Origin of the sequence: Rhodanobacter sp. DHG33, from assembly GCF_014843005.1 — a bacterium.
Lineage (GTDB): Bacteria > Pseudomonadota > Gammaproteobacteria > Xanthomonadales > Rhodanobacteraceae > Rhodanobacter_A.
The window spans coordinates 126159-133271 of record NZ_JACYXM010000008.1; the positions used below are offsets into that span (position 1 = coordinate 126159).

The window sequence follows — 7113 nt, forward strand, 5'->3', positions numbered from 1 at the left end:
GCAACCCAAACGGGGTCGGCTGCACTTGCCCATGAGCGCATGGCGGCAAGCGAAGCCGGCCCCGTTTCGTGACGTCTATTGAGCTGGGAATGCCCCGCTGGCCTGCGGCGGAACTCCCGCAGCAAGCTTGAAGGTGCATCTATCGGTGCGTCCACCGAAACCAGCGGTCATATTGCCCGTCACCATTTCGCATGGACCGTTGATGCGGTCACCGCGCATTTTCCAGTAACCACGCATGACCGGACCGATCGAGGCCAGGGTGAAATAGACGTCGGAATTGCCGTCGGCCCGCGGCTCCGTATGCACGGCTACATCCATGAAAACCTGCGCCCCGGCGCGTCTGCCATCGACACGTGCTGGTGACTTGATCCATTCCTGCACGGTACTCCAAAGCAAATTGTTCACGCTGGGTGGCAAACGCTGGGAATGCTGGATGTCGCGAACCTGTCCCTTGTTGGTCACGACCACCAGTAGCGGGATATTCGTGACCGCACCGGACTGATCCTGCGTTGCGGCATTGACTGCCGATTGAGGAAGGCTGGGAAGGCTTCCCGGCAACGCATCGTGAGCGGCGGCATTCATCCCGAACGACATCGAAGCAACAAGACCAAGCAGCACCATATGTCCACGTTTCATGGCTCGCTCCTGCAAATGCCGCGCCGTTGCGCATGTCCGGACTTGTACTCCCGGGAATCGACCCGGTCAATCGGTGCATTCTTTTGCGTTTGGCCTGGGTTTTTCGCCCCGTGCAACAGGTCGCAAGGACGCCCATAAAATCAGCGAAAAATGGATTACCCGCCGATTTTTCTTTCACGTAAACTTTCACGGTCCAGGCGCAACGGAATACCGCCATCATGACCGATCCTCGTCCGCCCGCAGTTTCTCGTCTGGCCATGGCGCGCGACCGCGCCGAACGGCTGTATCGATCGCGGCGCACCCGCAAGACCGCATTGATCGTCGCCATCGTCCTGATCGTGTTCGGCCTGCTCGGCTTCTTCGTCGCGCCGCCTGTCATCAAGAGCCAGTTGCAGACCCGGCTCACTGCCCTGCTCGACCGCCCCGTCACCGTGGAAACGGTGCACCTGGATCCGTTCACCCTGCGACTGGAACTGGACAGGCTGCACATCGGCGATCGCGACGGCCATTCGCCGTTCGTGGACATAGACCGCACCGTGGTCAATGCGTCGTGGACTTCGTTGTTCCGCATGGCGCCGATCCTGGATGAGTTATCGCTGCAGCATCCGCAATTGCACATCGTGCGCACCGCGCCGCAGCAGTTCAACTTCTCCGACCTGATAACCAAGTTTGCGGGCGGCCCGCCGAAGCCGGACAGCCAGCCGGCGCACTTCGCGCTTTCCAACATCAGCGTGACCGACGGCGACATCATGTTCACCGATGCGGTCTCGAACGCCACGCACCACATCGACCATCTCGACCTGGGCATTCCATTCATCGCCAACCTGCCGCGCGACACCGACGTGTTCGTGCAACCGCTGCTGGCAATGAACGTGGACGGCAGCCCGCTGCGCATCGCGGGCCAGACCAAGCCGTTCGCGGACAGCCTCGAATCGGACGTCAGCTTCTCGCTGGATCACCTCGACCTGCCGCGCTACCTCGGCTACGTGCCGGCGAAGCTGCCGGTGGCGATCCCGCGCGGCCAGCTGTCCGGCAAGCTCGACCTGCAATTCGTGCAAGCGAAATCCGGTCCGCAGGTGCGCCTAGGCGGCCAGTTGCAGTTGGACGACTTCGCGCTGGCCACACCTGGCAACGTGCCATTGCTCGAAATCACCCGCGCGAACGCTGCACTGGACGACGTGGAGCCGCTGCTCTCGCGCTACCGCCTCGGCGCGGTACAGCTGAGTGGTCTCGCCCTGCATTACACCCGTTTGTCTGGCGGCCACAGCAATTTCGACGCGCTCACCGGCGGCGATGCCGCGCAGCCCGCTGCCAAGTCCAATGCCCCGGCCACCGAGGTGGGCATCGCCGCGCTGACCCTGCAAGGCAGCCGTTTCGAGTACACCGACGCCAGCGGCCGCAAGCCCGCCACGCTGGCGCTGGAAAACATCCATGGCACGCTGCACGGCCTCTCCACGATCGCCGCGCCACCGGCCGCACTCGACATCGCCGCCTCGCTCAATGGCGGCAGCGTCGCCATGAACGGCAAGCTCGATATGGCGAACAGCCGCTACGACGGCAAATTGGACTTGAAGGCCGTGGGCCTGCCCCCGCTGATGGCGTTGGCGCCCCCCATGCTCAATGCCGATCTCGCCAAGGGCACGCTCGGGGCGGATGGCCAGCTGCAGGCGGACTGGGGCAAGATCTTCAACCTCACGCTGCAGACGGCCAGCGCCACGATCAACGACCTCGCCCTGCAGCAGGCCAAGCGCACGCCGCTGGCGTGGCAGTCGCTGGAAGCCGGCATCACGCGTTTCGATCTCGCCAGCAGCACGGCGCAGCTCGACCACGTCACATTGCACGGCCTTCAGGTGGAAGCACGGCGCCTGAAAAACGGCAGCATCGATCTGACCGATCTGATGAAGTCCGAGCCGTCGCATGGCTCGCGCAGATCGTCGTCCCCTTCCCCTGCCTGGCACTGGAGCATCGCCCGCATGGGCATCGACGGCATGCTGGCGCTGACCGATCCGAGCATCGCCGGCAAACGCGGACGTACCGAACTCAAGTTGGCGCACGCCAACGTCGATGGCCTCTCCGGCGACATGCGCAAACCGCTGAAGCTGGCGCTGGATGGCGGCATTGGCCGGGGCACCCTGCGGGTCGACGGCACGCTGCATCCGCAGCCGCTGGATGCGGACCTGCGCGTGCGCACCACCCGCCTCGACATCGCCCCGCTGCAATCGCTGGTCGCCGTGCCGCTCAACGTGATCCTCACCAGCGCCACGCTCAGCGCGGACGGCCGCGTGCGTTACCGCGACCACCAGCCGCAGGCGCTGCTGGACTGGCGCGGCCGCGTCACGCTGGGCAACGTGCGCGTACAGGACAAGCTCACCGGTGACGACTTCCTGCGCTGGAATTCGCTCAACGCCAGCGGCCTCACCGTGCGCATGGGCGAAGACGTGCCGCACGTGTCGGTGGCCGGGCTGGCGCTGGACGATTTCTACGCTCGCCTCATCATCAACGCGAACGGCCGAATGAACGTGCAGGATGTGGTGGCCAACCCGGCCGCCGCTCCTGTTTCGGTAACTCAGACGCAGCAGGGACAGGGGACGCCGGCACCGAAACCGCAGGCCCCCGTCACCCCGGCCGCCGCTCCCGCATCGCCGCCGGCTGCCGACATCCGGATCGGCGGCATCACTCTGGCGCGCGGACACCTCAACTACACCGACAACTTCATCAAGCCGAACTACACGGCCAACATCACCCAGCTGGCCGGCAAGGTCGGCGCGTTCGGTACCGCTGGCGGCCCGCCTGCCGACATGGACCTGCAGGGCCAACTCGACGACAACGCGCCGGTGGACATCACCGGCACGATCAATCCGCTGGCGCCGACCGCCTTCCTCGACGTGAAGGGCAAGGCCGACGGCGTCGAGCTCACCCACCTATCGCCGTACTCGGGCAAGTACACCGGCTACCCGATCACCAAGGGCCGGCTGACGATGGACGTGCATTACCAGCTCGACAACGGCAAGCTCAACGCCGACAACCACATCTTCATCACCCAGCTCACCTTCGGCGACGCCATCCAGGGCCCGGGCATCAGCCACCTGCCGGTGAAGCTGGCGGTGGCCTTGCTGAAGGATGCGGACGGCAACATCGACGTGGACGTGCCGGTGTCCGGCTCGCTGGACGACCCCCAGTTCAGCGTGGGCGGCCTGATCTGGCACGCCTTCGTCAACCTGATCGGCCGCGCCGTGACCTCGCCGTTCCGGTTGATCGCCTCGGCCATGGGCGGCGGTGGCGGCAAGCAGCAGGATCTGGGCTACGTGGAATTCGCCCCGGGCTCCGCCGTGCTCGACGCGAAGGCGCAGGACAAGCTGGCGCAGATCGTGAAGATCCTGCAGCAGAAGACCGCGCTGAAGCTGGACATCACCGGCCGCGTCGATCCCAAGTTCGACGAGAGCGGTCTGCGCAAGACGATGGTGGACGACCTGGTGCAGCAGGAGGCCGGCGAAGGCACCGACCTCTCGAAGCTCACGCCGGACCAGTACGACAAGTACCTGAAGAAGGCATACAAGCACGCCAAGTTCACCAAGCCGCGCGATGCCATCGGCCTCACCAAGTCGCAGCCTTCGGACGTGATGCGCAAGCTGCTGGAAACCAACATGCCGGTGGACGCAGACGCACTGCGCCACCTTGCCGAGCGTCGTGCGGATGCCGTACGCAGCGCGCTACGCGGCAAGCTCGACGACAGCCGTGTGTTCGTGCTGGCGCCCAAGGTCGACGCCAAGGGCATCGACGACGCAGGCAAGACCACGCGCGTCGATTTCGGCCTGCACTGAGAACCCGTGGTTTCCGTTGCCGGCGAAAAAGCCGGCAACGGCCTTGGCATCGCATCAGCATTGGCCGGATAGACGGCCACCATGGATGGCGATCGCAAAAAGGCCGACAATAGGCGCTTTCCCCACGAGCGGAATTCCACCATGAGCTACCCCGGCCAGGCGCGCTACGCCAGCGAACTGAAATCCATCCGCGAGCAGGGCCTGTTCAAGGCCGAGCGCGTGATCGTCTCGCCGCAATCGGCCGAGATCGAGCTGGAAGGCGGCCGCAAGGTGCTGAACTTCTGCGCCAACAACTACCTCGGCCTGGCCGACCATCCCGAGGTGATCCAGGCGGCGAAGGACGCGCTGGACACGCACGGCTTCGGCATGGCCAGCGTGCGCTTCATCTGCGGCACGCAGGACCTGCACAAGCAACTGGAAAAGCAAATCGCTGCCTTCTTCGGCACCGAGGACACCATCCTCTACGCTGCCTGCTTCGACGCCAACGGCGGCCTGTTCGAACCGCTGCTCGGCGAAGAGGATGCGGTGATCTCCGACGCGCTCAACCACGCCTCGATCATCGACGGTATCCGCCTGTGCAAGGCCAAGCGCTACCGCTACGCCAACAGCGACATGGCCGACCTGGAGAAGCAGCTGCAGGCCGCCGACGCGGCCGGCGCGCGCACCAAGCTGATCAGCACCGATGGTGCGTTCTCGATGGATGGCTTCATCGCCAAGCTCGACCAGATCACCGCGCTGGCCGCGAAGTACAACGCGCTGGTGCACATCGACGAATGCCACTGCACCGGCTTCCTCGGCGAAACCGGGCGCGGCTCGGCCGAAGTCAACGGCGTGATGGACAAGATCGACATCTTCACCGGTACGCTAGGCAAGGCGCTGGGCGGCGCGCTGGGCGGCTTCACCACCGCCCGCGCCGAAATCGTCGAAATGCTGCGCCAGCGTTCGCGCCCCTACCTGTTCTCCAACTCGCTGCCGCCGCACGTGGTGGCCGCGGCGATCAAGGTGTTCGACATGCTCGCCTCCGCCGGCGACCTGCGCGCCAAGGTGCAGGAGAACACCCGCTATTTCCGCGAGCAGATGACCAAGGCCGGTTTCGACATCAAGCCCGGCGTGCACCCCATCGTGCCGGTGATGATCTACGACGCCCCAAAGGCGCAGGCGATGGCCACCGCCCTGCTCGACGAAGGCATCTATGTCACCGGCTTCTTCTATCCGGTGGTGCCGCAGGGGCAGGCCCGCATACGCACGCAGATGAGCGCGGCGCATACGCGCGAACACCTGGACCGCGCCATCGCGGCGTTCACCAAGGTGGGCAAGCAGCTGGGCGTAATCTGACGCTCAACGCGTCCTGAGCGCCGCCACCTCGGCGGCGCTCAGGTGACGCCATTGCCCCTTGCCGAGTTCGCCAAGCGGCAGCGGACCGATCGCGACACGCACCAGCCGCAGCACCTCGAAGCCCAGCGCCGCCAGCAGGCGGCGGATGTGCCGGTTGCGACCTTCGTCCAGCACCACTTCCAGCCATGCGTTCTTGTCGCCTGCGCGCAGCAAGGCGACCTTGCGCGCCTTGAGCAGATCCGCGCCATCGCGGACGCCGGCCAGCATCGCCGCCAGGGCGTCGGCATCCGGCTGTCCCGCCACCTGCACGTGATAGGTCTTGTCCAGATGCGTGCTCGGCTCGGTGATGCCGGCCGCCCAGACGCTGTCGTTGCTGAGCAGCAGCAGGCCTTCGCTGGCACGGTCCAGCCGTCCCACCGGTCCCAGCCACGGCAGGCCCGCGTCGCGCAGCAGGTCATATACGGTATCGCGACCGCGTTCGTCCGCGGCGCTCACCACGATGCCGCGCGGTTTGTTGAGTGCGAGATAGATGCGCTGCACCGCCATCACGGGCGCGCCATCCAGGGTGATTTTCTGGCGGTCCGCATCCACCGGATACTCGGGATCGTGCACCGGGCGGCCGTCCACGCCGACACGCCCCGCCCGCACCGCCGCCTCGGCCTGGCTGCGCGAACACACGCCCAGCTTGCTCAGCACACGGGCAACGCCGTGGCGCTTGCCGCCCTGCGGTTGGGGTTGTCGTGCACGGTTCATCGCACAGGCCTGGCTGGCATCGGAAAAGTCCCTTTTGCAATCATCCCCGATCGCGGGAATGGAACGGGTCGCCATCCATGATCGCTCCGCTCATAAAAAAAGCCCGGCTTTCGCCGGGCTTTTTCGTAACACTCGACAAGTCCGATTACTGCTGGACCTGCAGTTCCACGCGACGGTTCTGCGCGCGGCCCGCATCGGTGCCGTTGTCGCCGATCGGGTTGTCTTCGCCGTGGCCGATCGGGCCTTCCAGACGGCTGGCGTCGATGCCGTGGCCGGTCAGGTAGTCGTACACGATCTGCGCACGACGCTCGGACAGCGACTGGTTGTACGCCGGGGTGCCCTTGCTGTCGGTGTAACCCGCCACCGTCACGTGCACGTCCGGGTAACGCTTCAGCGTGTCCACGGCCTGGTCCAGGATCGCGATCGAGTCCGACGTCGGCACGGCCAGCGCCTTGCCGATTTCCGAAGCGTGCACGTGGCCCTTCTTCGGGAAGTCGAACTTGAAGTTCACGCCACGCAGGTCGATCACCACCTTCTGCGGAGCCGGGGCTTCAGCCGGCGGCGGCGG

At 65.5% G+C, this 7113-nt stretch carries 5 protein-coding genes; 2 read left to right on the plus strand and 3 right to left on the minus strand.

Annotated elements, in window-relative coordinates:
* Nucleotides 1-75: 75 nt before the first annotated feature.
* Nucleotides 76-636 (minus strand): hypothetical protein, encoded by a 561-nt coding sequence (locus tag IHE46_RS15335; protein ID WP_192165538.1) that lies wholly within the window; start codon nucleotides 634-636, stop codon nucleotides 76-78.
* Between the two features lie 218 nt (nucleotides 637-854).
* Here IHE46_RS15335 and IHE46_RS15340 point away from each other — a divergent pair, with 218 nt between their 5' ends.
* Together IHE46_RS15340 and kbl are read left to right on the plus strand one after the other, a co-directional pair.
* Nucleotides 855-4457 carry a DUF748 domain-containing protein gene (locus IHE46_RS15340; RefSeq protein ID WP_192165539.1) on the plus strand — a complete coding sequence of 1201 codons (3603 nt, stop codon included), beginning with the start codon at nucleotides 855-857 and terminating at the stop codon, nucleotides 4455-4457.
* Between the two features lie 141 nt (nucleotides 4458-4598).
* Nucleotides 4599-5792 (plus strand): glycine C-acetyltransferase, encoded by a 1194-nt coding sequence (gene kbl / locus IHE46_RS15345; RefSeq protein ID WP_192165540.1) that lies wholly within the window; start codon nucleotides 4599-4601, stop codon nucleotides 5790-5792.
* 3 nt (nucleotides 5793-5795) lie between these two features.
* Here kbl and IHE46_RS15350 read toward each other — a convergent pair whose 3' ends face one another.
* Both IHE46_RS15350 and IHE46_RS15355 read right to left on the minus strand, forming a co-directional pair.
* The gene (locus IHE46_RS15350) at nucleotides 5796-6545 is read right to left on the minus strand and encodes a pseudouridine synthase (RefSeq protein ID WP_192165541.1); all 750 of its coding nucleotides are present in this window, start codon (nucleotides 6543-6545) and stop codon (nucleotides 5796-5798) included.
* A gap of 145 nt (nucleotides 6546-6690) precedes the next feature.
* A partial coding sequence (locus tag IHE46_RS15355; RefSeq protein ID WP_192165542.1) for an OmpA family protein occupies nucleotides 6691-7113 on the minus strand: 423 nt, incomplete at its 5' end.

Excerpts from the sequence above, each read along its gene's own strand:
- IHE46_RS15350 (WP_192165541.1), bottom strand. The coding sequence starts at position 6,545 with ATGAACCGTGCACGACAACCCCAACCGCAGGGCGGCAAGCGCCACGGC.
- IHE46_RS15335 (WP_192165538.1), bottom strand. The coding sequence starts at position 636 with ATGAAACGTGGACATATGGTGCTGCTTGGTCTTGTTGCTTCGATGTCG.
- IHE46_RS15340 (WP_192165539.1), top strand. The coding sequence starts at position 855 with ATGACCGATCCTCGTCCGCCCGCAGTTTCTCGTCTGGCCATGGCGCGC.
- kbl (WP_192165540.1), top strand. The coding sequence starts at position 4,599 with ATGAGCTACCCCGGCCAGGCGCGCTACGCCAGCGAACTGAAATCCATC.